Raw genomic sequence first — 24285 nt, 5'->3', positions numbered from 1 at the left:
ATTTTGCCTCCTATCAAACCCTCAGAAAATATGCGGATTATCAGTTATAATGTAAACGGGATCCGGGCCGCCATTAAAAAAGGATTGCTGGAATGGCTGCTGACCGATCCTGCTGATATCATTTGTTTACAGGAAACAAAAGCAGAAAAAGACAATGTGGACCTGGAACCCTTTACCCGGCTGGGCTACCATGACTATTGGTTTTCGGCACAGAAAAAAGGCTATAGCGGTGTGGCCGTCTTTACGAAAATCAAGCCGGACCAGGTGCATTATGGCACGGGGCATCAGGTCAGTGATGACGAAGGTCGCGTCATTCAGCTGGACTTTGGTAATATCCGGCTGATCAATGCCTATTTTCCTTCCGGTACCAGTGGCGATCTGCGTCAGGCCTTTAAATACAGTTGGTTGGATGAATTCCATACCTATCTAAATGAGCTGAAAAAAAGCCATCCCCGGCTCATCGTTTGCGGGGATTACAATATCGCCCATAAGGAAATAGACATACACGACCCCAAGGGCAATAAAAAATCCTCCGGCTTTCTGCCCGAAGAACGGGCCTGGATGGATGAGTTCCTGCAGGACGGTTTCAATGACAGTTTCCGCATCATTCACCCGGATGAACCCCATCGCTATAGTTGGTGGAGTCAGCGTTTTCCTTCCGTGAGACTCAATAATAAAGGCTGGCGGATCGATTATATTACGGTTACCGATCCCTTAAAGAACCAGGTGGAAGATGCAGATATCTTCCCGGATGTCAAACAGAGTGATCATTGTCCCATCTACTTAAAACTCAGGAGCTGATGAACAGCCGGGCTCCCATTGTATATAATGTAACCGCTAAACTGGCGCATGAGATCCAGGCCCCCTGGCTGGAATGGATGCAGCAGGAACATATTCCGGCCATGCTGGCTACCGGCTGCTTTTTTGATGCGGTTCTATGGCGGTTGAAAGACATGGATGAGACGGATGGACCGACCTTTACGGTGCAGTATTTTGCCCGCTCCCGGGCCGAATACGAGCGTTACCTCAGCGAACATTCCCCGAGGCTGCGGCAGGCCGGTTTTGACAAATGGGGCCACCGATTTATAGCTTTCAGGACCGTTATGGAACTTGTGAATTGAATGTGAATAAGATTTTTTTTGACAGGATAAAATTCCAAAAAAAATGTATATTCCTTTGAAAGGCTCTCCTGTAGCGTATTTCAGCGGGTTTCCTCTGAAACCCGCGCCAGTAAAGGATTTTAGCATATTATATTCGGTAAGCGCTTCCCGGTTGGTCGGTGCACTGTTTGCGCAAATCCTTGCCCCTATTGACTTACAACGGTTTTAAAAACCCTGGGGCTTTAAATAATTTTGCCCGAATGCGGGAAAACCTTATAATTTTGTTGTTCTTAAAAATCTATAAAAAATTTAATTATGAACAAATCAGAATTGGTCGACAAGCTTGCTAACGACGCTGGTATTACTAAAACACAGGCAAACGCAACTTTAGATTCTTTTGTTGAAGCGGTAACAAAAACTTTGAAAAAAGGCGATAAAGTTACTTTAGTTGGTTTTGGTACTTTTTCTGTAACTAAAAGAGCTGCGCGTAACGGACGCAACCCTCAGACAGGCGCTGTTATCAAAATAAAAGCTAAAAAAGTGGCTCGCTTCAAACCAGGTAAAGAGCTGTCTTCTAAGATCTAACAGACCAACCCATTTCATTGTAATGCCCTGAACTTTTTCAGGGCATTTTTCATGCGAAAATATGCGGCTGGCCCTTGGTTGCTGCTATTCTCCCGAATGAATCGGTTCCATGGCGGCCGGCGTCCCCGCCACGGGGCCTTCGCCAGGGTTTGTTTTGAAGGCAAAAGCACCCGCTAACTCATATTTTTTACGTAGTTTTGCGGAAATTCTAAAAATTTCAATATGGGAAGAGGTGATAAAAAAACGGCGAAAGGCAAACGCTTTAAAGCATCTTTTGGCAAAAGCAGACCGGCTATTTCTCCGGATACCAAAAAGAAAAAAGCAGCCAAGGAAGCCGCCGCTAAATAAAAGCAGTGCGCAACCGGCTTTAACGTTATTGACAGGAACTTTGTTCCTGTTTTTTGTTTGATAAAAAGCTAAGGCTAACCTAAGGGGTTCGGAACAAACAGAGCAGGGCCTGCGCTTTTGACTCATTGTCTGCAGCTTCCAACATTTCTTCCAGTGCTTTAAATTCTCCCGGCGTCAATACCAGATGTACGCCCTGTGTTGGCGTAGCCACCATGATGATTTTGGCGTCCTGATTCAACCGGGTCAGGGAGTGACGGGATTTATATTTGACATGCCTGCAAAAAGCCTCAAAATCAGCTTCTTCCAAGGTGAGCATTGTGGAAATAAAGGCTATCTGATAATGACCGCATTGCCGGCAGCGGACCACATATCCTTCCGAGCCGTAATAGAGCGATTGAAAATCACAGGACATAAAATGACGTTTTGGGCAAAAATCAGGAATACCGCTTGACCGGAGCGGCCGTATCGGGAAAAAAAGATTACGAATTCGGGAAAAATTAAAAACCGTGTAAGTCGGCTTCGGTTCAGGGAGCAAGGCGGGAGATTTTCCAACCTCCTTCGGGTCGCAGGGTATACAACAAACGGTCATGTAACCGATTGGGTCTGCCCTGCCAGAATTCAACCGATGTAGGACTCAGACGGAAACCGCCCCAGAATGCGGGTCTTTCAAGGGCTTTACCCGAGGCAACGGCGGCTTGTAAGCCTTTCACCTGGTCTTCGAGTTGCTGCCGGCTCTCAATGATCCGGCTCTGCGGCGACACGATAGCGCCCACCTGACTGCCTTCAGGCCGGGAATAAAAATAGGCTGCGCTTTCGGCATCGGGAACTTTTGTCACCGCACCGCGTACCCGTACCTGCCGTTCCAGTTCTTTCCAGAAGAACACCAGACAAGCTTGCGGATGTTGCGCCAACTGGCGCCCTTTGCTGCTTTCAAAATTGGTAAAAAAAGTAAATCCTTCCGGTGATAATCCTTTGAGCAATACGATCCTGGCGTCTGGTAAGCCTTCGGCGTTAACCGTGGCCAGCGTCATGGCATTGACTTCGGTAATAGCTGCCTCCAGCGCTTCCTTCCACCATTGTTCAAACTGTTGAATGGCATCCGGCAGCACGGCGTCTTCGACTAATACTTTTTGAGAATATTGGGTTCTTATATCTGCAATGGACGACATGCTGAGTGACGGTTTAAGAATGAATTAAGGTCCCGACATCTTCACCTTGTACGAGGCGGGCCAGATTACCTTCCTTGTTCATGTCAAACACAATAATGGGCAACTGATTCTCCATACAGAGGGTAAAGGCAGTCATGTCCATGATCCGCAGGTTCTGGCTCAGACATTCCTGATAGGTAACGGTCTGGTAGCGGGTAGCCGTGGGATCCTTTTCGGGATCGGCGGTATAGACACCATCTACCCGGGTACCTTTCAGGATCACATCAGCGTTGATTTCAATGGCCCTGAGGGAACCAGCAGTATCAGTGGTAAAATAAGGATTTCCGGTACCGGCCCCAAATATGACCACCCGGTTTTTCTCCAGATGCCGGATGGCACGACGGCGGATATAGGGCTCAGCGATCTGATCCATATTGATCGCACTCTGTAGCCTTGTAAATATCCCGGCCTTTTCCAGCCCTGCCTGCAGGGCCATCCCGTTAATGACCGTTGCCAGCATGCCCATATAATCACCATGGGCCCTTTCAATACCGGTCTGGGCCTCATTCATGCCGCGGTAAATATTGCCGCCTCCTATAACGATGGCGATTTCAACGCCCATGTCCACAGCGGATTTCACTTCCTGTGCATACCGGGTAATTACATCGGGATCCATCCCGTAATTGTTTTTTCCCATTAATGCTTCTCCGGAAAGTTTCAAAAGTACCCGCTTGTATTTAGGCTGCATGCAAAATATTTTATAGTTAAATTGTTCAGAATTGCATGGCGAAGATAACGAACGCATTTTGAAGTGGAAAGGGTAAAAATTAATACCTTTCATGCGGAATGCGCTCCGTCAATCCCCGCCTAACCAGTAAGACTGGTCTGTTGTGTGAATTCGGCTTTCTGCAACCGACTGCCGCTCCGGATCGGCAACTTGATCGCTGGGGATGCGTAAAATTATACTTAAAAAGACATAATATGAAAAGACAAATTGGCAACAGCGATGTAACCATTACCCCGATAACAATGGGCGCCTGGGCCATCGGTGGATTTATGTGGGGCGGCAATGAAGAAAAGGATTCCATCGAAGCCATTCAGGCCTATATCGATCATGGAGTTACTTCTATTGATACGGCACCGATTTACGGCTTTGGCTACAGCGAGGAATTGGTGGGTAAGGCCATCCGGAATTATGACCGGAGTAAGATTCAGTTACTGACCAAATTCGGTATGGTCTGGGACCGGGAGCAGGGCGATTTTGCCTTTGAAGGTCAGGATCGCTTTGGCAATACACGCAAAGTTTACCGCTACGGAGGTTTTAATAAAGCAATCGAGGACATTGAAATCAGCCTCAAAAATCTGAAGACTGATTATATTGACCTGATCCAGCTCCACTGGCCTGATACGACAACGCCGATCGAAGAAACCATGCGGGCCATGGAAAAAATGCTGCAGGATGGTAAGGTTCGGGCGATCGGCGTCTGCAATTACAATGCTGCGCAACTGGCAGAAGCCGAACAGACGGTAAAACTTCAAAGCGACCAGGTGCCCTACAGCATGCTGCGCCGCCAGTACGAACAGGATGCCATCCCATATGCATTGGAACATCAACTCTCCATCATTGCCTACAGCCCGATGGAACGGGGTTTACTCACCGGAAAATACCGGAGTATGCGGGACCTGCCGGAAGCGGATCACCGCAATCAATATTTCGGGCGTTTTGATCTGGAAAAAGTTAATACACTTACAGATGCACTGGAAGAACTTGCAAAAAAATACCAGGCTACACCGGCACAACTGGTACTGGCCTGGACCTTTCATCAGCCTGCGGTGGTCACCGCCCTGGCCGGTGCCCGCAACGCCCGGCAGGCAATTGAAAACGCCAAAGCGATGGAAATACAAATCAGTGAGGAAGATCTTGCACTGATCCGTAGCTGGCTGGCCGAAAAGTATTTTACCTGATGGACTCAGGTTTAAAGGGTTGTACATTTGCAACCTTCCCTGCGGCTACAATATTTAAATTCAGGAGTTTGGAATTCCATAACAAAAAGAAATACATCAGTTTTCTGAAATTCAAAAGGGATTTTCAGAAATACAGCCTCAAACGGGTGCGCAGCTACCAATTGGTGCTCTACTGGTTGCAAAACCGGTTGAACCGCAACCAGTTTCTGATACTCTCGGGCATCTTGGTAGGCTGTACCGCAGGACTGGCCGGTGTTCTTTTAAAAGCAGTTGTCCATTATATCCATGAATGGATCGTCACAAAAGTACATTTCGAATATCAGGTCATGTTCTATATTGTATTCCCGTTTTTGGGTATTGTGCTGACTACCCTGACGGTGCTGACGATCTTTAAGGGACAGGATCGAAAAGGAATCGGTGCGGTACTCCACGAAATTGCACAAAACTCCAGTATTATCGCCAGGGTCAAGACCTATTCCCAGATGGTACAGAGTGCCATCACCGTTGGTCTTGGCGGCTCGGCAGGTTTGGAGAGCCCGATGGCTGTCACAGGGGCGGCTATTGGTTCCAATTATGCCCAGACTTATAAACTGGGATATAAAGAGCGTACCCTGTTACTGGCCGCCGGTGCCAGCGCCGGTATTGCCGCCGCCTTTAATGCACCCATTGCCGGCATTATGTTCGCTTTTGAAATTCTCCTGACCGGTGTGGTATTTTCTGATTTTATTCCGCTGGTAGTGGCGGCAGTATGTGGTAGTTTGCTTTCAAGACTGCTGCTACAGGATGATGTATTGTTCCGCTTTTATGCCCGGGAATCTTTTGATTATCGTAATATCCTGTATTACCTGATCCTGGGGCTGATTTCCGGTTTGTATGCCCGGTACTTTGTGGTTATCTCGCAGTTTATCGAACATTTTATCAAAAAAATCGGCTATTCCCGAATGCGGATTGCGATGTTCGGTGGCCTGGCACTTTCTTTACTTTGTGTCGCCTTCCCGCCATTATTTGGCGAAGGTTATTCAACGATAAAGGAATTTGCCAACGGCGACGCCCAGCAGGTACTGCACAACAGTTTCTTCCGGTACCTGCAACCCGGTAACTGGACGCTTATAATTTTCCTGGTACTCATCTGTCTGCTTAAAGCTTTCGCTACGTCCATTACTATTCATAGCGGAGGCAACGGCGGTAATTTTGCCCCTTCACTTTTCGCCGGCGGCACGCTGGGATTTCTGTTTGCGATGGTATGTACACAACTGGGCTTCCGGGAGGTCCCGGTTTCCAATCTGGTACTCGCCGGGATGGCAGGCGTAATGAGTGGCGCGCTTTATGCTCCTTTGACAGCGATTTTTCTGATTGCGGAATCAAGCCTGGGATATGACCTGTTCATCCCCCTGATGATCGTTTCCGTCATATCCTACCTCATGGCCCGCTGGTTCTCCGTGCTGCCGCCCGATTATAAATCACTCGCTAAGGAAGGCAAAATATTTACACATGAGCATGATAAGAACCTGCTTTCGGTGCTGCATACGGCTGATTTAATCGATCGTCAGTCAGAAACCCTGCATCCGGAAGCCCGTTTAAGAGATGTCCAACAGGTTATAAAAAACGGCAACAAAAATATTTTTGCCGTACTGGACGATCAGCAGCATCTAAAAGGCATATTTACACTGGACGATATCCGACCCATCCTTTTCAATAAAGAATTGGATGCGGATCATTCCGTCCAACAACTGATGAAAGCGCCAGCGGCAATTATTTTTCCCTGGCAACCGCTTCCCGAAGTCGTTAAAGTCTTTGATGCGACAGACAGCTGGTATCTCCCTGTAACAGACGAGGAGAACATCTTCATAGGATTTATCTCAAAATCTGCCATACTGGCCAGCTACCGCCAGTTGCTAAAAGACTATTCCGTTGAATGACGGGCGTTGCTATCCCACCTTTACCTCAAACCGCAGTTCCTTAATCGCATCTTCACCCGATTCCCAGGGTCTTTTAAGTGCCAGTATGACTTCAGAGCTGCCCTTTGCTTTGCCCTTGATATGGATGGTCTGTGTGGATGCTGCGCCGATTGCCTGATGCTTGCCGGGCGCATCGGTATGCAGGCTGGTATCGGTCACATTCGCCTTCTCTGAAACCAGGGCCCATAGATAGCCGCCGCCGGCCATATTCTCCACAGAAGTGTTGAAAGTTTCACCAACCTGAAGATGTATCGTTTTAGCCATATGAAGAATTTATGCCATCAACAAAATTGCTTCTACCATTGCGTAAAGCAACAGTAAAAGCAATTTAGATCTGTTTCTCGGGATAAAGATACCTGATTACCAGGCGTAAATTTCGTAAATCATATTATCGGACTCAGTCCGGACATTTACGACACTGCCTTTATCACGGGCATGGGCACCGATCATCAGCATCGCCAGCAGGGACTGGGCATTGCTGTTTTTAATTTTCCGGAATCCCAGACCGCTGACATTCAGCCAGGCATTTTTATCCTGTGCTTTTCCCCAGGTACTGACAATTTTGGTATTATTCTTCCAAACCGCAATGCCATCTATTGCCTCTGCGGGCAGCAGGCTGGGTTCGTTAGATTTGACGGTGCTGATTGCTGCCAGAACACTGTCCTGATCTACCGGAGCACTGAATTTGCTTGTATTGGATTTAGCCATGATATTGTATTTAATACTTTTAAAAATGGTTTAGTTATAAATCTCGTCAATAATGCCATTGGTCAGATGGATATTGACTGCCTGATTTCTGTTTTTGGCAGAAATACATTGAATCAGCAGGTTCATATGGATATTGTCACTGGTCGAGGAAATTTTTCTCCAGCCGAAACTATCAATATAAGCCCAGGAATTATTGGCGGCATTATTGGACCAGAGACCTCTTATTTTATGCGCACCGGTCCACTGGGTTTCAATAATACCATTGATGCCATACATTTCGGCATCGATACCACATTGGCCGTAACCAATCCTGAAATAACCTGACTCACCGAAGGTGGCACCCCAGCTGTTCTTACAGATCCAGCATTTATTTACATCGTCATAACCCACCACAGCAATACAATGGCCACCGATATAATTATTACTGGTCCTGCGGTATACACCGGACCGGTAACTGTAAAAATCCTGATAGACCGAAAAACATCCCACAAGGGGGCCCTTGGTGCTGATCCAGTTTTTCATGGTGGTCGCCGTAGTTAGTTTGGTGTAGCCGGATATCTTGGTTGTCCGGCTGGCCGCATCACTACAGGTCTTACAGGCCTGATCACCGCCGGTATAGGGAAAACAGGCTTCATCGACGACGCCTTTACTCTTCAGCGCATTCAGTGCTTTGTCCGGCCACCAGCCGTTGCCGCAATTACGGCCTTCGCTTTTGGCGTGGCAATAGAACAGCTGCGCCTCTGAGTAATCAATAGGCAGGGTATGGTTGCCGCGCTGGATCCGAAATACAGCTTCTGCAACAGCCAGCGAGCCGAATGCCACGCAAGAGCCACAGGCGGCCTGATTACGAATGGCTGTAATATAGTTGCGGCCGGCGTTGTTGCGCCAGTCAAAGGAAGCCGGGGCACCGAAAGCCTTCCTTTTCTTAATGCCCTTGCCCGCTGCTGAAGCATTGAAGGATGCCAGTGACCGGACTGAACGGGCCTCCCGCTCTTCAATAGAAATATCTTTTGGGCCCGGAGTAAATCCCAAAAAGTACTTGAGTTCTTTTTCACTCATGGCAGTGAACTCATTGTCTGCCGCCTGCCAGGTTAAGTTCTGTTCCTGAATGGCATCTTTGATTTTAGCTACGTTAATCGCCATTTTTTTTGATTTTATGGTGATGAATAGAGGGCGGCCAAGACATCGGCCTTAACTGAGGGTTGCCATTGTCATTTTTAAAAATTGGTGTTTTTTCAAATCTGATTCGGGGCGGTCAGTTCGGGTCAGTGCTTTTCAATCAGCCGCAATTACAGGTGCAATATACAACGACAACCACCGCATTGTCAATACCTAATAGAAGCGATAACCCGATTGGGGGATGGATTATCTTCCCCGGAACCGGTCCCATCATCCGCTGTATATCATGCTGAAGGCAGAAAACCAGGATGGTTTAATTATGCTGCATTCCGCAGTTATCGGGCGCACCAAATGAAAAAACGCCCCCCTTAGGAGACGTTTTTTTCATCACAAAAAACACCAACTTATGCCATTAGGTTAATGCATCTTTTTCATTATTATTCAGGCTGCCGGATTCAGTATCCAGCTCAATGACGAAAGCTTCATTAAAAATTTTCCGGGACGGCAGGCTGATAAAATAGTCCATGCCATCGAGTTTAAAGACTTCCAGTCGCTGACCGTCCACATACAATTTCGCACCTTTCAGCAAGGCGCCCTTGGGCAGGGTGACCCGGAGTTTACCAGACACCGGAACATTGAATACGGTCATGTAAATTTTGCCATTGCTGTTATTACGGGTATAATAGCCCCAGTCTTTTTTGTTCCATCCCCTGGCATAGTCGCTGTGATAAACCACCACATGGTTTTTGTCCATCCAGCGGCCAATACTATCGGCAATAGCCAGTTCTTCAGGTCGGATTTTTCCATTTCCCATCGGACCAAAATTGATCATGGCATTCCCATCCAGCGAAACAGACTTTACGATCATCTCAATAAGTTCGGGAACTGTTTTCAAATGACCCAGATAATGCTTTTGATAGCCCCAGCCGTTCTCACCCAGCGTCGTAATAAACTCCCAGTCATAGCCCCGTGTCGCCGCGTAATCCTTCGGGAGCTTTCTTTCCCAGGTCTGATGATAATCGCCCATCAATTTACCATTACCATCTATATGGCGGTTGCCGTATTCATCGGCGCGCAGTCGGCTTCCAATGATCAGATTCGGATTAAGCCCTTTCAGGTACTGTTCCAGGGAATCTGAAAAAGCGCCGCTTTTCTTCCAGAAATCATCCCAGGTGCCGTCGAACCAAAGGCCCTTGATGGTTGGATAATTCCGGACCAGTTCGGTCAGCTGGTTTTTGACAAAGACCTTGAAACGTTCATTGGCGGCTGAATCAGCAGCGGTTTTTAAAACGTTCTTATTATCCGGATGGGTCCAATCCAGAATGGAGTAATAGAGATGTACGTCAATGCCCTGTTTATTAAAAGCATCCACAACCTGTTTGACAATATCTTTCTTATACGGCGTTTGCGCAATCGTATAATTGGAATACTTACTGGGCCACATGCAAAAACCATCATGGTGTTTGGTCGTAAAATATACCAGCTTCACGCCCATTTTTCTGGCGGTGGCAGCCCACTCATCTGGATTAAACGCTTTCGGATTAAACTCCTTATAGACTTTATCATAAACGGCCGTTGGCACAAAGCCCCTGATAAATTCCGCCGCGTATTTGTAGTCTTTTCCATTGTACTGGCCTCCGTATAAGGAGTACAGCCCCCAGTGGATGAACATCCCCAGCCCATAATCGCGCCATTCCTGCATCGCGGCATCCTGTCTCTTCCCTTCCCGGTGGGCGCCGTGCAAAATTGACTTGGTCGTCTGTTGTGCCATTCCGGTCCCTACCCAGCCAGCCAGTATGACCATCAGTAAACAGTTTTTTATCACTTCTGCTTATATTTTTGATTGTTCCAAAAAGCTCCGACAGCGGCCCGCTGATGCCCGTAAATGAAAAACACGATCGTGGTCCCTTCCATATATAGGTACAGAAATCAAGCTTTTACGGTACTAAGTTGCCGTAATCTATGGCATCTCTGCAAGCATTTTACCGTCGCTGCTTCAAATGTAGGGCATCTCCTGAGGAATATTCTGCGCAAAGGTTTGCACAAAAAAGCGCCCCCGAGGGAGCGCTTTAAAGCTATTTTATAAACGATCGATGTTTAACCCAGTGCAACACGTACGAACTCTAACACTTTCACATCACCACTTTGTTTCAGGTAATCACCCACAGTGATACCGGCATCTTTCACAAAGGCCTGAGCAGTCAGGGTGTTTTCTTTAAAGAAAGCGCCCAATTTGCCTTCGGCAATTTTCGCCAGCATTTCTTCGGGTTTGCCCGCCATTTTCGGATCTTCTTTCATGGTATCAATGATCACCGCTTTTTCGCGAGCAATAATATCAGCCGGCACATTGGCCGCATCTACCGCTACCGGATTCAGCGCAGCTATTTGCATGGCCACATCTTTTCCGGCTTCCGCAGCTTCTTTATCCAGACCGACCAGTACGCCGATACGGTTGGCTCCGTGAATATAGGAAGCCACAAAAGGTGCATTTATGCGGGTGAATTTGGTGATTTCTATTTTCTCACCAATCGAAGCGAGTTTATCGTTGACCAGATCCACCACTTTTACGCCATTAACATCCGCTGCTTTCAGTTCGTCGATGCTGTTGGCACCGGAAGCGATCGCGGCATCTGCAATGCTTTTAACAAAAGCTATAAAATCTTCATTCTTCGCCACAAAATCAGTTTCACTGCTCACACATACTACAATACCTGATGCATTGTCAGCAGTAGTCTGGGCAATAACAACGCCCTCTTTCGCTTCACGGTCACTGCGTTTAGCGGCCACTTTTTGTCCCTGCTTGCGCAGCCAGTCAATAGCGGCTTCAAAATCACCATTGGTTTCCGTCAGTGCTTTACGGCAATCCATCATTCCGGCACCAGTAGCCTGACGTAATTTATTGATATCCTGTGCGGTTATAGTTACTGTACTCATTTGTATTCAAATTTCAGGTTAAAGGTCCGGCAGGATGACTGCTTCGCAGCTTCACCTGCCGAACCCGTCGATAGGTTCTTATTTAAACGGTCCTGTTCCATTCCCTACTACCTGCCATCCTGCGGAAAGGCATGTCGGGTCAGGAGCCAGATTATTTCCGGGGTGCACCACTTCTGGCACCACCACCACCGGTAGTTCTTCTGCGCTGACCACCCTGGCCGGCACTGCGACCGCGACCGGCACGGCCACCTTCGGCTTCAGCTTCCGCCTGCAGTTTTGCAGCCTGTTTTTCATTTTCATCAGAAACCGAATCGTCCACATCTTCATCTTTAGCTGCCTGACGCTCTGCCAGACCTTCCTCGATGGCTGCAGTGATATAGTTTACCAGAATGGCGATGGACTTGGTCGCATCATCATTGGCAGGAACAGCGAAGTCCACTTTATTGGGATCACAATTGGTATCCACGATACCGAAAGTAGTTACACCAAGACGTCTTGATTCTGCCAGGGCAATATGCTCATGGCCGATATCAATAATAAAAAGCGCAGCAGGTACCCGTCCCAACTGAGCGATACCACCCAGAACCTTCTCCATCTTATCTTTATCACGGGTCAAAGTCAGCCTTTCTTTTTTAGTAATGCTGTCAAAGGAACCATCGGTCAGCATTTTCTCAATGCTCTGCATTTTCTTAACGCTTTTACGCACGGTGTTGAAATTGGTCAGCATACCACCCAGCCAACGCTCGGTTACATAAGGCATGCCTACTTTCTGTGCGCATTCGGTAACGATATCCTTCGCCTGCTTTTTAGTACCGACAAAAAGGATTTTTTTACCGCTGCGTGCGATCTGCTTCAGGGCCGCTGCAGTTTCCTGTAAAGCTTCCACTGTTTTATTCAGATCGATAATGTGAATGCCTTTTTTCTCAGCGAAGATATAAGGCAGCATTTTGGGGTTCCATTTCTTTTTCAGGTGTCCGAAATGTACACCGGCCTCCAGAAGTTGCTGCTGTAATGATGTATTGTTTTCCATTGAAATATTTTGAAAATTATAATTTGAAATCTAGCGTTTACTGAACTGATAGCTTTTTCTTGCTTTCTTATGACCGAATTTCTTACGCTCCACAGAACGGGGATCCCGTTTCAGTAAGCCGGCAGCTTTTAAAGCAGGACGGAACTCCGGGTTCAGGTCCACCAGTGCACGGGCAATACCCAGCATGGCTGCTTCTGCCTGACCTTTTAATCCACCGCCTGAAGCATTGATTTTGATATCAAATTTATCAGCAACTTCAGTAGCTTTCAAAGGGCGGTCCACCTGGTTTTGCAGGTATACCAGCGGAAAATAAACCTTGTAATCTTTATCATTTACAGTGATGGCGCCAGTACCCTTACTGATAAAGATGCGGGTAACGGCTTCTTTACGGCGACCAACTGCGTTTTTTTGTTTTTCCATTTATTGAAGATTTTTGTAAGCAGAACCGGCTGTTCGGCAGGCTCAGCTACTAAGTAGAAATTTAGAATTTAAGCTCTTTAGGTTGTTGGGCGGTGTGCGGATGCGCAGGACCGGCATATACAAATAATTTCTTGTACATTTTGCGACCCAGTCTGTTTTTGGGCAGCATCCCTTTGACGGCTCTTTCGATGATCACTTCGGGACGTCTTTTCTGCAGATCTGACGCCAGTTCTTCCTTACGGCCACCGGGATAGCCACTGTAAGTATCATAGACCTTCTGATCCATTTTCTTACCGCTTAATTTAACTTTCTCACAGTTGGTAACGATGATATAATCACCTGTATCAACATGGGGCGTATAATACGCTTTGTTTTTACCGCGCAGAATGGCGGCGATTTTGGAACACATGCGTCCTACGGTTTGATTAGTACCGTCTACAACGTACCAGTTACGCTGTACGGTAGCCTCGTTCGCATGCTTCGTAGTGAAGTGTTGCTTGCTCATTGTAAAAATTATTTTGTTACTTATTAATAATCCCGGGCTATCCCCCGGTTTCCCTCCCTTTTCGGATTCGGGCTGCAAAGGTAATGCAGCCTTGGGCAAAAACAATAAAATTTAGCCCGGTTTTTTTAGAGCACCTCCATAAGGTATTGATTTTCAGTAATAATTTTGCCCGTTATTTTTGATCTTATTCGATTCCAGGGATGAAAAAATCCAGTTTTCAGGTTCTCCGGCAGGGCCTTGGGGTCCAGAACCGGAAAATTACCGGTACTATTCGCCCGCCGCCAGGCCCTTACCGAAAACTTTGACAAAGATTGAAGCGGGTCGTATCCAATGGCTGCCTGGCGAAACCAACCCCACCTTGCCGGAACCGGTGATGGGGTTAATCTGATTCCTGAAGTTGCCCGGCTACAACCCGCATACGGATAAAATGAACGAACCGGTCAGAAAAAAGATAAAATCCAGATAAAGATCCATGCATAAACGGGGTTAAAATATAACTTTACGCTACAAAATATTGCCATCATGACAAGGATACCGGATTCTTTACTTCAGGAACTGACCCAGCCCTATGAACTGCCGGCAGCTGCCATCGCTTTTTATCAGGAAAACCGATATATCAAATTAAAAGAAGTTTTATCAGCGGCCGTCCTGGACTACTTTAATCAGGCCATTACCGATCAGGTAGCCCGGATGAACACGATTACAAGTGACTTGGGGCAGCGCGATACTTATGGCAAAGCTTTTCTGCAACTGTTCAATCTCTGGCGGGTGAATGAGGATGCCAAGGCCCTGGTTTTCAGCGAAAGACTGGGCCGGATTGCCACCCAACTAATGCAAGTGGAGGGTGTACGGATCTATCACGACCAGGCACTGTTCAAAGAAAGCGGCGGCGGCATTACCCCTTGGCATGCAGACCAGTATTACTGGCCGCTGTCGACCGACAAAACGATTACGGCCTGGATACCCCTGCAGGCAACGCCGCTGGAAATGGGGCCACTGGAATTCAGTGCAGCCAGTCATCAGATTGTGGAAGGCCGCGAACTGGCGATTGGTGACGAGAGTGAGCACCTGATTCGCCAACGCCTGAAAGTCACTGATTTTAATCATGTCATTGAAGCTTTTGATCCGGGAGAAATCAGCTTTCATTCCGGCTGGATCTTTCATCGGGCCGGTGCCAACAGTACCGGATCAGTGCGAAAAGTGATGACCGTTATTTATATGGACCGCGACATGAAACTCAAGGCTCCGGAAAATGAAAACCAACAGAATGATTGGGATACCTGGTGTCCGGGCGCCGAAGTAGATCAGATCATTGCCTCTCCTCTCAATCCGGTCATCTATGAAAATCCCCGTTCGTGAAACTCCGGTTTGTAGGTCCGCATTGGAGGCAGGAGGATCTGCCTCCGAAGCGTCTGCTCCTTAAGATCCGACAAGCCTGCTGTGCGGGTTTGGAGATGAATACCGGTGCTCTTCAGGATGCCCCAAGCTGGCTAAGGGCGCTGGACAGATGGCGTTGTGATCATCCGGCCAATACGCGAATGCTGGATTATCTTAAAAACCGGTTTGCCTCCCCTGAGTCAACCCTAAAAAATCGCTCATGAAATTACAACCGTTTGGGCGGCGGGCGCTATGCAGTCTGCAGCTTTGTTTTTTTCTTCTCAATGGCTTCTGTCAGGCCCCGCAGGTCAGTTCAGGCAAACTGATAGCTTATCCTCATTTTAATTCCCGGTATATCGGCGAAAGAATGGTGAGGGTATGGCTGCCGGACGATTATCAGCCGACTGGAAAATACCAGGTGCTGTATGCCCAGGACGGTCAGAACCTTTGGGATGCAGCCTTTAACTGGACGCGACAGGAATGGATTATGGACGAAGTGATGGGCCGGTTGCAGCAGCAAAAAAAAATCCATCCCACAATTGTGGTTGCCATCGATAATGCGGGCGTAAAGCGACATGCAGAATATTTTCCGCAAAAGCCTTTTGAAACACTGGCACCTGCTGTCCAGGACAGCCTGCTAAAAACTAAATGGGGCGAGAACCCCCTCTTTGCGACCCCTATTTACTCCGATCGGTACCTGAAGTTTCTCGTGGAAGAATTAAAACCCTTTATCGACAGCGCCTACAGTACTCTGCCAGACCGGGAACATAATTTTATGATCGGTAGCAGTATGGGTGGTCTGATCAGCCTGTATGCCGTTTGTGAATATCCTGATGTTTTCGGCGGCGCCATTTGTATGTCTACCCACTGGCCGGGCATTTTTGAAGTCGCCGGTAATCCGATTCCCCCAGCATTCTATGCTTACCTCCAAAAACAGCTGCCCGATCCTCAAACCCACCGCTTTTATTTTGATTACGGCACACAGACCCTGGATGCGGATTACGGTCCCTATCAGCATGCGGTTGATAATATTCTCAGACAGCGGGGCTATGGACCGAAAAACTGGGAGACGCTTCGTTTCGAAGGCGCCGCCCATGTGGAAAGCTCCTGGGCGCAGCGGCTGCATATCCCCATCCGGTTTATGCTAAAGTAAACTCAGGGACTTATATCCTGGGACTACGGTGCGTCAGGGAAACTGGTCTGTCGCAAAATTGTCTGGCCGATAGGCACCAGTTTCAGGGGTTCCGGTTGTCCGGTAGCCTTATTGATCAGTCGAAGCAGGATGCTTCCTTCCTGATAGCGGGCGTCGTTGTCGGCCTGGTAGCAGTAGCGGCTATGACCTTTTTCCTGGTAAAAATAATCTGTGAATCCGGGTGCATAGCTCCTCCCTGCAGTTTCTATGCTTTCCAGCGGGTGGGTATAGACCAGGGCTCCATAACTAAAATAGATATCCCCGTTTTGGGTGCTGTGTTCCTGTACTTCGGTTTCGAAAACCAAATCAATTCCGGTACTGTCCACAAAATCACCGCGTATATAAACAAATCCGTCGAGCTCCTGACAGGGCATACTGCATTGGATAGCACGGACCCAATTCGGCTTTCTGATTTTCAAAGTAGCAGTGACCGGCCGGCGCACCGTCACCGTGAAATGCAGGCGATTTTCATAGGGGTAGCGGGTCTGTACCCGGATTTGTAGCGTTTTGTCCCCAACACGGCTCTTCAGTACCGAAGGACCCAGCAATGCAGCTACCAGGGTATCGGGGCCCTGTCGCATCCACATATATTGTACAAAATAAGGGCTGAGTCTGCCAGCGTTGGGTACACAGCAGACCGCCGCATCCTGGTGGGCAGGTGAGTATTTGTACCGGGTTTGATTTTTCTCGGACCCGCCGTTTCGGGTCCCCGTCATTGCATAGGAATTATCCGTTTTCAGATAGGCAATGGCGGGCCGATCCGGATGCCGCGCGCCCTGCGCAGCGTTGTAAAATATTCTTTCGATCAGATCCCCGTAGCGGGCGTCTCCTGTTTTTTGCATCAGGAGTCCGTAACTGTCCATGAGTTCCTGAATCGAGCAATATTCATATCCCGTTTGGGTTGCGTCAGCCGTCCTGCCTCCGATCCATTCATCTCCGATAGGTCCTCCTGACGGCGTCAGCAAGGTCGCTATCCGTTTTAGATAGACCTGCAGGGCCGCCCGGTAAACCGTGTCCTTACTGCTGAAAGCCGCCAGGGTCAATGCCCTCAGGTGTTCATAACTGTGCACGCCATGACCCGAGAGCCGGTAATCAGGATTCAGGATGCTGGGCAATTGTATGTCTTTTTCGAAAGAAAAATTCGATGAAAAATTTTCGTAGAGGAAAAGACCGTAACGGCGGTACTCCGGCCATCCCGTAATCCGGAAAAGGGTTTCGCAGACATCGGTAAACATCAAGCCGTGGGCAACGCCCCCTGAAAATTCCCGGCCGGCAAAAAAAGGATTCGACCGGTAAACGGGATAATGCTGCATTACATCCCCCACGGCGCTTTTCACCGCCCGAAGCAGGGTGGTATCCCCCGTAGCTTCATAAGCTGCCAGCAATCCTCTTAATAAGGTGGCTTTGGCCCAGAGTTCCCCATTTTCGGATGTAAACCGGTAACGCAGATCCGTTCCATAAATGCCCAGATAGCCATCCTGGTCCTGATGCTGCAGGATACCACTGAGATACTGATCCAGCGATGGGAAGAAACTGGTGTCCTGCAGTAGAAGCACATGCCTGATAAATCCGTCACGCCAGTTGGACTGTGTTTCTGAATTCCACCATTTGTACTGATCGTCACCACCGATATCACCCTGTTTCAGATTCCCGAGATCACGGGCGCGGCTGTGTGCATGTAACCGGTTCTGATAAATCGAATCTCCGATCAGATCCGGAACGATGCGATCCAGATGACCCACAAAACCGCGGAGATCTCCCTGCATCTGGTGCCTGATCCATCCGGCCGGACTGACGGTTCCGAAGGGCAGTTGCTGCAGCCGTTCCGGCTGCAACTGAAACGAGGAGGGTTGCGCTGCAACTGATGTCGCCCAGATCACCGGGAGCCCGGTCCTGAGTATACTGATTATGGCTTTTACCATCATTTGCGAAGGGGTGTTCAGCTATCTCTTTTAAAAACTGTCAGATAAAATTCAAAAACGATCAACCAAAATCCGCCTAAATATAAAATATCTGAGGCTGCCTTCAAAGTAAAAAGCAGCCTCAGTCCTCAAGCAGGATAAAAGAGCGCAAAATCCTGTAATCTATTCCACTGTTACCTTATAACGGGGTGGATTGCTCATATCCACTTTAACGGTATGCGTACCCGCCGTAATGGGCACATTTTCACCACCGCCGATCACCAGGTTGCCGGCTCCGTCGCCTCCGGACCAATTACCGTCAATGACAATCTTGAAGCCGCCGGCAGCAAAATCAGTCGAAAAAGTATAAATATTATCGAGGCTGTAAGTCAGTTCATCCGTGCTGTTGTTCCAGCCGTTAAAATCTCCAGCAATCATGAATTTTACCGGTTTGATCGCATAGGCCAGGGTGGATTTCACTGCGGTAATATAGAAAACACCAGGACTGGCGGGCATGGGTGCCGGCCATTCAATATCGCCACCACTGGTACTCAGGGTACCGTTGCCACCATCACCGTAAGCCAGGTTCCAGTCCGGGTTGGCGGTAATCTTGAATTTCGGGTATCCGGAGGGAATGGCATATACATAGCCGGCATAATTTTCCAGATCGGTGGAACCGAGTCGGGGTGCAGCTGCCGGATTCCAACCCTGATAGTCGCCCGGAACATACCAGAATACAATCTCATCGTAAGTCGTATAATCCAGCGTCAGCGCATTGGAATACTTTACCAGCGCAGGAGTTGTGCCTCCGATACTGGTTCTTACCCGAAATTCCACTGAAGCGGACTGACCTGCCGTTACACCGCTTTGAACCGCATAGGCATTCAGCATGGCCTGGGTTACGTCCATGGAAAGGTTGTTGGTCAGGGCTACTTCCCGGGCATTGGCAAAATCATTTCCTGCCAGGTCGTACTCCAGCGTATAGGAAACAGCCGTAGGTACGCCGTAATCTACAGCTTCCCAGCTGAAGGCAGTTACTTTTTCTGCTTTATCAGCCAGTTGAAGGACAACCGTACTTAAAGGAGCCGCAGTCAGGTTGCCACCGGATTCAGGAGATGAAGCATGCGCCAGAACCCCTTCTTTTTCGCAGGAACTGAGTCCGGCAAGACCGACGATCGCAAACAGCAGGATGGTAAAATATCTCATGAGTAACGATTTACATTTTATAAGTTTCGATGCTTCCGGCCTTTTACTTTTCTCGGGAACCGGATTCGAAGGCGCCTGGCATCATTTGAAAATTTTCTTTTTAGTATTCCGGACTGTTCTGGTCAAGATTGGGATTCGCATTGATATCAGCCGCAGGAATGGGATATAGATTTCTGAAATCTTCTACGGCCTTTCCTGCCGCTGCACCGCCTTTCCAGGGCCATAAATAACTACTGGTGGTAAAGCGGCCGTAGCGGATCAGATCGGTACGTCGAAACCCTTCCCAATACAATTCACGGCCCCTTTCATCCAGCAGGAAATCCAGGGTCATTTCCGAAGCCGTAATCTGGCCTGCATGGGCGCGTCCTCTCAAAGCATTGATATAACCCAGTGCCAGGCTGGCATCGCCCGCCGCTCCTCTTTTCAGGGCTTCTGCATAGATCAGGTATTGCTCAGCCAGCCGGAAAATGGGAAAATCCACATCTGCGTAATCCAGGCTCTGCCCGGAGCTGCCATTGGCGTTCAGGTTTCTGAATTTGGTGATTGCATAGCCCTGTTCAAATTTAGTTTGGTCTTCGATATCCAGCGACTGACCGTTGGTATAGAACTGCGCCCGCTGGTCTGCAGCACCCGTTAGGTCCGGAAACAGATCTACCAGACTTTTAGTGGTGCGGACACCACCCCAGCCGCCACCTATGCCAAAGCTGGAAGCAGGCATGCTTCCTCCTACAGGTGCATGGGTCAAAAATGTAGTACCACCAAAGCTTTGGGTTTTCAGGCCATCATAATTGATGGTCAGGATGAACTCGCGGTGATCTACATTGTTATTCGCCAACATTAGCTGACGGTAATCCCCCAACAAGCTGTAGCCGGCATCAATAACTTTCTTGGCATAACCGAGTGCGTCATCGTATCGGGGTGTACCCGTATAGACTTCTGCATTCAGATAGAGCCTGGCCAACAAAGCCCATGCAGCACCCTTATCCGCTCTTCCGTATTCATGGCTGCGGGCTTCGGGCAACAGATTTTCGATGTCCTTGAGTTCTGATTCAATGTAGGCGAACAGCGCTTCCCTGCCAATCTGCTGCGGCAGGGTGCCGGATCCGATCACGTCTTTTTCCGTCACAAATGGCGGATTGCCGAACAGGTCCATCAGTACCCAGTACTGGTAAGCACGAAGAAACCGGGCTTCATTTCTGAAGTTCACGATATTGGAAGCGTCCGCGCCACTGATGCCTTTGGCGGCCAGCTGGTCATTTGAAGACTGATTGATGTATTCGTTGGCCAGTGTTATCTGGTACATACAACGATAATAAAGGCCAGTCAAAAAAGGATTACTGCTGGACCAGTTCATATTATGAAAGTCCTGAATACCCGCATCCCCCCAGGAAATTACCGCTTCGTCCGTACTCAGCTCCTGTGCTTTCCAGTACAGGCGTAAAAAATCGGAGAACCCTTCATCAATGCCCTTAATATCACCATTGCCCGCGGGGCCCTGGTTTCCGGTGAGGGCAAATGCACCATATACTTTTACGCCGCCCTGTACATAGCCGTTGACGGAACTGTATACGATATCACCCGTCACATCATTATAGGGATAACGATCCAGTTTTTTACTACAGGAAACCCAGACGGTGGCAAGGGCAATAACAATCAATAAATGCTTTTTCATCTGAATGTTTTCTATTGTTTTTTAATCTTCAGAGGATATCTGGCAGCTCCTCTGTATGTTTTCTTTCGTCTTTCTTCTCCGATTCCCGAAATTGCAGAAAGCATTCGGCCGGAAGGTTGCTGACTGTTCTAAAAATCAAGATTCAGACCCAACCCGAATACCCTGGGTCGGGGATAAAAATTATTATCAATGCCGCTGGCCACTTCCGGATCGAGCCCTTTGTATTTAGTAATTACAAAGACATTTTGCAGGTTGGCATTCAACCGCAGGTTGCCGGTACCTCCGAATACTTTACCGAAATCATAACCGATATAGGCGTTGTCCATACGCAGGAAAGAAGCATTCTCAACAAAATAATCCGAGAAAACAAATTTGTCGCCGGTGCCTGCGAAGCCGGTGGAAAGCACATCGGCTGACCCGTTATTCAGGTATCCAAGTGGATTGATAATATTGGAACGGGTGCCCGTCGCCGAAATCACGTTATTGTATACGTAGTTACCGATATTGGCCCGCATGCCAAATCCAGCTGAAAACCGTTTATAAATAATACCGGTATTCATGCCCAGGAATACATCCGGATCAGGGTTTTTATACCGGTAAAAATCCTTCTCATTAATCAGGTTGTCGTTGTTCTGATCCACGAAGACGCCTTCAAGGGGCTGATGCTGGTCATCGTACACTTGCTGTAATACATAAAAAGCAGACCGGGGAAATCCTACTGAATGAATCTGGATCAGATTGCCCACACCGCCACTGATACCACCGGTAGCCGCACCCGGGTAAGAAGGGTCGTCCACAATGGTCAGGTTCGTTATGGTATTCTGGTTATAAGTGGCATTGACATTCAGGTTCCAGGTAAAATCCGTGGTCTGCACCGGTATGGTATTGAGGGCAAACTCTACGCCCTTATTTTCCATGCTGCCGATATTGGCAACGATCTTATTGGTAAAATTAGTTCCCCCAGGCTGGTTCACTTCATTGAGCAGGTCCCTGGTCTTCTTATAATAGAAATCGATACTACCATTGATGCGGTTGCTGAAAAAGCCATAATCCAGTCCGGCGTTATAAGTCGTTGTCTGTTCCCAGGTCCGGTTATAATAATATCCATCCGGACGGTACATCTGATAGAAACCGTCACCGAGCTGGTACTGGGCCGTCTCCGAGCTGAGGGTATAATAGGGCAGGTAATCGTAATAGTCAATGCCGTCCTGCTGACCGGTAATACCATAACCCAGACGCAGTTTCAGATCGGAAACCACGGCGCTGTTTTTCAGGAAAGCTTCCTGGCTGATCCGCCATGCAAAGGCAGCTGAAGGAAACAGCCCCCAGCGGTTGTCCGGATTGAATTTGGAAGACCCGTCGGTACGTAGTGCTGCTGTCAGGAGGTATTTCTCATTAAAGGAATAATTCACCCGGCCGTAATAGGAAATCAGGGTATACCTGGGTTTATCAAAGCCGTAAGTAGGGGTGGAAACCATGGTACCATCGCGGGTATAGTCCGGATAATTGATCAGCCGCGTTACGAAATCGTAATAACCGTAACCCGCAGTCACATCCAGCCGATGCAGACCGAGTTCCTTCTGGTAGTTCAGGTAAAACTCAACCAGCCCGTTATCGCGGTAGTAGCCATATTCATTATTAATACCGCTTTTTCCCTGGAAACGCTGGTAAGACTGCGCAGCACTGTCATCGACCACTATATGACCATGGGAATGGGCATAATCATAACCCAGATTCAGGTTGGCCCTTAAATCGGGTAAAAAATGAAATTTATAATCAAACTGAATATTGCCGATACTGCGGAAGGTTCTGGCGTTATCATGACGGTCCATCAGCAGGGCCAGCGGATTTCTGGGTGCCAGTTGTTTGAGACCGTTGACAGAACCGGCATCCAGCCATTCATAATAACCGTTGTAACGACTCGATCCGGAATATACCGGTTGGGTTGGATCAAAATTTACTGCAGCGGCGATTGCACTTTCATTGGCGAAACGGGTATCTGCCTGACTGGCTTTCAGGTTCAGGTCTATTTTCAGGTGATTGTCCAGAAAACTGGGGCTCAGGTTAATACCGGCAGAATAACGATCCAGATCACTGGTTTTGAGCACACCCTGTTGTTTCAGATAGCCCAGCGACACCCGGTATGGCAGGGCGCCCTTGGCGGCCGCTCCCGAGACACTCAGGTTATTATCGCTGGAAATTCCGGTGCGGAAAATTTCCTCCTGCCAGTTGGTTGAGGCATCTCCTAACAGGGCTGTTGCATCCGCGTCACCGTTTTCCTGCACAAAAGTCCGGAAGGCATCCGCCCCGAGCACGTCCGCGTATTTCGGGAGCCGGGAGACCAAAAACTGCGTATTGAAATTGACCACCGGTTTGCCGCGTTTACCCTTCTTGGTCGTGATAATGATGACACCGTTCGAGGCCCGCGAACCGTATATTGCGGTAGCAGATGCGTCTTTCAGGATATTGAAAGTCTCGATATCGTTGGGATTAATCGTGGCCAGAGGATTGCTGATCCCCGAAATCGTCCCGTTGTCGATTGGTACACCGTCGATGACGATCAGGGGGTCGTTGCTGGCATTCAGCGAAGCCCCACCCCGGATGCGTATGGTGCTTCCTGCACCCGGGGCACCACTGTTGGACGTAATCTGTACGCCGGGTACTTTACCTGCGATCAGTTGTTCAGGCGTCGTGCTTTGCCCCTTGTTAAAATCCTTGGAACTTACGACAGCCACCGAGCCGGTCAGGTCCTTTTTACGTACCGTTCCATAACCGATGACTACGATATTCTCCAGGGCCGCGACGGCCGCAGTCAGGCTCACATCCAGGACCGGACCGTCAATTGTCCGGGTCTGGGTGGTATAACCCACATAGCTGAACTCCAGTACCTGGTAGGTATCGGGAACCTGGATGCTGTAATTTCCTTCGGCATCAGTAGAAGCCGCTGTCTGGCTGCCCTGAACAGTTACCGTGACCGCAGACAGAGGCGCGCCATCGCTGGCATCGGTGACCCGGCCCTTGACCATTCGCGATTGTCCAAAAGCCAGACTACTAATCAGTAACAGAAAAATCATGCAATAAGCAGATAGCAATCTTGTAAATAACATAGACAAACAA

The 24285-nt window shown here is 48.5% G+C and carries 23 protein-coding genes; 8 read left to right on the top strand and 15 right to left on the bottom strand.

Translation table 11 applies throughout. The annotated features are described in order from the left end of the window. The first annotated feature begins 3 nt into the window (after nucleotides 1-3). The 4 genes from ACYVI9_RS09780 (at nucleotide 4) to ACYVI9_RS09765 (ending at nucleotide 2033) form a co-directional block, all read left to right on the top strand. On the top strand, nucleotides 4-801 hold the full coding sequence (locus tag ACYVI9_RS09780; RefSeq protein WP_460763981.1) for an exodeoxyribonuclease III: 798 nt from the start codon (nucleotides 4-6) through the stop codon (nucleotides 799-801). Then, on the top strand, nucleotides 801-1121 hold the full coding sequence (locus ACYVI9_RS09775) for a DUF4286 family protein (protein WP_460763978.1): 321 nt from the start codon (nucleotides 801-803) through the stop codon (nucleotides 1119-1121). The genes ACYVI9_RS09780 and ACYVI9_RS09775 overlap by 1 nt, the downstream gene beginning before the upstream one ends. A gap of 294 nt (nucleotides 1122-1415) precedes the next feature. Beyond that, nucleotides 1416-1685 (top strand): HU family DNA-binding protein, encoded by a 270-nt coding sequence (locus ACYVI9_RS09770; protein ID WP_460763975.1) that lies wholly within the window; start codon nucleotides 1416-1418, stop codon nucleotides 1683-1685. 222 nt (nucleotides 1686-1907) lie between these two features. Next, nucleotides 1908-2033, top strand: coding sequence for a 30S ribosomal protein THX (locus tag ACYVI9_RS09765; RefSeq protein WP_460763972.1), 126 nt, complete (start codon nucleotides 1908-1910; stop codon nucleotides 2031-2033). Nucleotides 2034-2112: 79 nt separating this feature from the next. On the opposite strand, the gene ACYVI9_RS09760 is transcribed toward ACYVI9_RS09765, so the two are convergent. The 3 genes from ACYVI9_RS09760 to pyrH form a co-directional block, all read right to left on the bottom strand. Continuing rightward, nucleotides 2113-2445, bottom strand: coding sequence for a DUF6686 family protein (locus ACYVI9_RS09760; protein WP_460763970.1), 333 nt, complete (start codon nucleotides 2443-2445; stop codon nucleotides 2113-2115). 112 nt (nucleotides 2446-2557) lie between these two features. Next, complete coding sequence (gene pdxH / locus ACYVI9_RS09755; RefSeq protein WP_460763967.1) at nucleotides 2558-3202, bottom strand: pyridoxamine 5'-phosphate oxidase; 645 nt, start codon at nucleotides 3200-3202, stop codon at nucleotides 2558-2560. 13 nt (nucleotides 3203-3215) lie between these two features. Beyond that, nucleotides 3216-3929 (bottom strand): UMP kinase, encoded by a 714-nt coding sequence (gene pyrH / locus ACYVI9_RS09750; RefSeq protein WP_460763965.1) that lies wholly within the window; start codon nucleotides 3927-3929, stop codon nucleotides 3216-3218. A 233-nt stretch (nucleotides 3930-4162) separates the two neighbouring features. On the opposite strand from pyrH, the gene ACYVI9_RS09745 reads away from it, so the two are divergent. Further along, entirely contained in the window at nucleotides 4163-5146 is a 984-nt protein-coding gene (locus tag ACYVI9_RS09745) for an aldo/keto reductase (RefSeq protein ID WP_460763962.1), read from the top strand. Between the two features lie 68 nt (nucleotides 5147-5214). Beyond that, nucleotides 5215-7065, top strand: a complete 1851-nt coding sequence (locus tag ACYVI9_RS09740) for a chloride channel protein (protein ID WP_460763959.1) — start codon at nucleotides 5215-5217, stop codon at nucleotides 7063-7065. Nucleotides 7066-7074: 9 nt separating this feature from the next. Here the strand turns inward: ACYVI9_RS09740 and ACYVI9_RS09735 are convergent, their stop codons facing one another. The 8 genes from ACYVI9_RS09735 to rplM form a co-directional block, all read right to left on the bottom strand. Further along, nucleotides 7075-7368: a protease inhibitor I42 family protein gene (locus ACYVI9_RS09735; RefSeq protein ID WP_460763956.1), complete on the bottom strand. Its 294-nt coding sequence runs from the start codon at nucleotides 7366-7368 to the stop codon at nucleotides 7075-7077. Nucleotides 7369-7464: 96 nt separating this feature from the next. Beyond that, nucleotides 7465-7812: a hypothetical protein gene (locus ACYVI9_RS09730; protein WP_460763953.1), complete on the bottom strand. Its 348-nt coding sequence runs from the start codon at nucleotides 7810-7812 to the stop codon at nucleotides 7465-7467. 30 nt (nucleotides 7813-7842) lie between these two features. Continuing rightward, a complete protein-coding gene (locus ACYVI9_RS09725; RefSeq protein WP_460763951.1) occupies nucleotides 7843-8955 on the bottom strand; it encodes a C1 family peptidase in 1113 nt (370 codons plus the stop codon). Nucleotides 8956-9343: 388 nt separating this feature from the next. Further along, nucleotides 9344-10735, bottom strand: a complete 1392-nt coding sequence (locus ACYVI9_RS09720; protein ID WP_460763949.1) for an alpha-L-fucosidase — start codon at nucleotides 10733-10735, stop codon at nucleotides 9344-9346. 293 nt (nucleotides 10736-11028) lie between these two features. Further along, on the bottom strand, nucleotides 11029-11865 hold the full coding sequence (gene tsf, locus ACYVI9_RS09715; RefSeq protein ID WP_460763947.1) for a translation elongation factor Ts: 837 nt from the start codon (nucleotides 11863-11865) through the stop codon (nucleotides 11029-11031). A 151-nt stretch (nucleotides 11866-12016) separates the two neighbouring features. Continuing rightward, nucleotides 12017-12895, bottom strand: coding sequence for a 30S ribosomal protein S2 (gene rpsB / locus ACYVI9_RS09710; protein WP_460763944.1), 879 nt, complete (start codon nucleotides 12893-12895; stop codon nucleotides 12017-12019). A 30-nt stretch (nucleotides 12896-12925) separates the two neighbouring features. Further along, nucleotides 12926-13315: a 30S ribosomal protein S9 gene (gene rpsI, locus ACYVI9_RS09705; protein ID WP_460763942.1), complete on the bottom strand. Its 390-nt coding sequence runs from the start codon at nucleotides 13313-13315 to the stop codon at nucleotides 12926-12928. A 61-nt stretch (nucleotides 13316-13376) separates the two neighbouring features. Further along, nucleotides 13377-13820 (bottom strand): 50S ribosomal protein L13, encoded by a 444-nt coding sequence (rplM, locus tag ACYVI9_RS09700; protein WP_460763939.1) that lies wholly within the window; start codon nucleotides 13818-13820, stop codon nucleotides 13377-13379. A gap of 522 nt (nucleotides 13821-14342) precedes the next feature. On the opposite strand from rplM, the gene ACYVI9_RS09695 reads away from it, so the two are divergent. Together ACYVI9_RS09695 and ACYVI9_RS09690 are read left to right on the top strand one after the other, a co-directional pair. Continuing rightward, nucleotides 14343-15179, top strand: coding sequence for a phytanoyl-CoA dioxygenase family protein (locus ACYVI9_RS09695; protein WP_460763937.1), 837 nt, complete (start codon nucleotides 14343-14345; stop codon nucleotides 15177-15179). A gap of 238 nt (nucleotides 15180-15417) precedes the next feature. Continuing rightward, a complete protein-coding gene (locus ACYVI9_RS09690) occupies nucleotides 15418-16350 on the top strand; it encodes an alpha/beta hydrolase (RefSeq protein WP_460763934.1) in 933 nt (310 codons plus the stop codon). A 23-nt stretch (nucleotides 16351-16373) separates the two neighbouring features. On the opposite strand, the gene ACYVI9_RS09685 is transcribed toward ACYVI9_RS09690, so the two are convergent. The 4 genes from ACYVI9_RS09685 to ACYVI9_RS09670 all read right to left on the bottom strand — a co-directional run bounded on the left by ACYVI9_RS09685 (nucleotide 16374) and on the right by ACYVI9_RS09670 (nucleotide 24275). Next, on the bottom strand, nucleotides 16374-18311 hold the full coding sequence (locus ACYVI9_RS09685) for a beta-L-arabinofuranosidase domain-containing protein (protein WP_460763931.1): 1938 nt from the start codon (nucleotides 18309-18311) through the stop codon (nucleotides 16374-16376). Nucleotides 18312-18473: 162 nt separating this feature from the next. Further along, the gene (locus ACYVI9_RS09680) at nucleotides 18474-19496 is read right to left on the bottom strand and encodes a SusE domain-containing protein (RefSeq protein WP_460763929.1); all 1023 of its coding nucleotides are present in this window, start codon (nucleotides 19494-19496) and stop codon (nucleotides 18474-18476) included. 100 nt (nucleotides 19497-19596) lie between these two features. Beyond that, nucleotides 19597-21168 (bottom strand): RagB/SusD family nutrient uptake outer membrane protein, encoded by a 1572-nt coding sequence (locus tag ACYVI9_RS09675; protein WP_460763926.1) that lies wholly within the window; start codon nucleotides 21166-21168, stop codon nucleotides 19597-19599. Nucleotides 21169-21296: 128 nt separating this feature from the next. Further along, a complete protein-coding gene (locus ACYVI9_RS09670) occupies nucleotides 21297-24275 on the bottom strand; it encodes a SusC/RagA family TonB-linked outer membrane protein (RefSeq protein ID WP_460763924.1) in 2979 nt (992 codons plus the stop codon). Nucleotides 24276-24285 lie beyond the last annotated feature (10 nt).

The sequence above is a fragment of the Niabella terrae genome (assembly GCF_054783135.1).
The sequence above is the reverse complement of the archived record's forward strand: the minus strand, read 5'-3'. Positions and strand labels throughout refer to the sequence as shown.

Bases quoted from the DNA above. Each gene is read 5' to 3' on its own strand.
- ACYVI9_RS09775 (WP_460763978.1), top strand. From the start codon at position 801: ATGAACAGCCGGGCTCCCATTGTATATAATGTAACCGCTAAACTGGCG.
- ACYVI9_RS09770 (WP_460763975.1), top strand. From the start codon at position 1,416: ATGAACAAATCAGAATTGGTCGACAAGCTTGCTAACGACGCTGGTATT.
- ACYVI9_RS09765 (WP_460763972.1), top strand. From the start codon at position 1,908: ATGGGAAGAGGTGATAAAAAAACGGCGAAAGGCAAACGCTTTAAAGCA.
- ACYVI9_RS09760 (WP_460763970.1), bottom strand. From the start codon at position 2,445: ATGTCCTGTGATTTTCAATCGCTCTATTACGGCTCGGAAGGATATGTG.
- pdxH (WP_460763967.1), bottom strand. From the start codon at position 3,202: ATGTCGTCCATTGCAGATATAAGAACCCAATATTCTCAAAAAGTATTA.
- pyrH (WP_460763965.1), bottom strand. From the start codon at position 3,929: ATGCAGCCTAAATACAAGCGGGTACTTTTGAAACTTTCCGGAGAAGCA.
- ACYVI9_RS09745 (WP_460763962.1), top strand. From the start codon at position 4,163: ATGAAAAGACAAATTGGCAACAGCGATGTAACCATTACCCCGATAACA.
- ACYVI9_RS09735 (WP_460763956.1), bottom strand. From the start codon at position 7,368: ATGGCTAAAACGATACATCTTCAGGTTGGTGAAACTTTCAACACTTCT.
- ACYVI9_RS09730 (WP_460763953.1), bottom strand. From the start codon at position 7,812: ATGGCTAAATCCAATACAAGCAAATTCAGTGCTCCGGTAGATCAGGAC.
- ACYVI9_RS09725 (WP_460763951.1), bottom strand. From the start codon at position 8,955: ATGGCGATTAACGTAGCTAAAATCAAAGATGCCATTCAGGAACAGAAC.
- ACYVI9_RS09720 (WP_460763949.1), bottom strand. From the start codon at position 10,735: ATGGTCATACTGGCTGGCTGGGTAGGGACCGGAATGGCACAACAGACG.
- tsf (WP_460763947.1), bottom strand. From the start codon at position 11,865: ATGAGTACAGTAACTATAACCGCACAGGATATCAATAAATTACGTCAG.
- rpsB (WP_460763944.1), bottom strand. From the start codon at position 12,895: ATGGAAAACAATACATCATTACAGCAGCAACTTCTGGAGGCCGGTGTA.
- rpsI (WP_460763942.1), bottom strand. From the start codon at position 13,315: ATGGAAAAACAAAAAAACGCAGTTGGTCGCCGTAAAGAAGCCGTTACC.
- rplM (WP_460763939.1), bottom strand. From the start codon at position 13,820: ATGAGCAAGCAACACTTCACTACGAAGCATGCGAACGAGGCTACCGTA.
- ACYVI9_RS09695 (WP_460763937.1), top strand. From the start codon at position 14,343: ATGACAAGGATACCGGATTCTTTACTTCAGGAACTGACCCAGCCCTAT.
- ACYVI9_RS09690 (WP_460763934.1), top strand. From the start codon at position 15,418: ATGAAATTACAACCGTTTGGGCGGCGGGCGCTATGCAGTCTGCAGCTT.
- ACYVI9_RS09685 (WP_460763931.1), bottom strand. From the start codon at position 18,311: ATGGTAAAAGCCATAATCAGTATACTCAGGACCGGGCTCCCGGTGATC.
- ACYVI9_RS09680 (WP_460763929.1), bottom strand. From the start codon at position 19,496: ATGAGATATTTTACCATCCTGCTGTTTGCGATCGTCGGTCTTGCCGGA.
- ACYVI9_RS09675 (WP_460763926.1), bottom strand. From the start codon at position 21,168: ATGAAAAAGCATTTATTGATTGTTATTGCCCTTGCCACCGTCTGGGTT.
- ACYVI9_RS09670 (WP_460763924.1), bottom strand. From the start codon at position 24,275: ATGTTATTTACAAGATTGCTATCTGCTTATTGCATGATTTTTCTGTTA.